The following is a 201-nucleotide window of genomic DNA, read 5'->3' as shown; positions in this document are numbered from 1 at the left end:
CCAATTGCACAAAACAATGGGTACAGCGGACTAGAAGATGCAGTTGCTATTACAGGAAATATCATCACCGATACTGATGCAACAGCAGGATTAGATGGCGATATCGATTCAACAACTTTAACCGTAAAAGACTATACAATTGCAGGAATTACAGGGGTACAAGCTGTAGGATCAGCAGTAACGATTCCAAGTGTTGGTAAC

At 41.3% G+C, this 201-nt stretch carries 1 protein-coding gene; it reads left to right on the top strand.

Going from position 1 to position 201, the window contains the following annotated elements:
* The coding region (locus ACSVH7_RS15180; RefSeq protein ID WP_438067526.1) for a hypothetical protein at positions 1 to 201 on the top strand (201 nt) is incomplete at both ends.

Origin of the sequence: Flavobacterium sp. TSSA_36 (genome assembly GCF_051547165.1) — a bacterium.
Lineage (GTDB): Bacteria > Bacteroidota > Bacteroidia > Flavobacteriales > Flavobacteriaceae > Flavobacterium.
The sequence above is the reverse complement of the archived record's forward strand: the minus strand, read 5'-3'. Positions and strand labels throughout refer to the sequence as shown.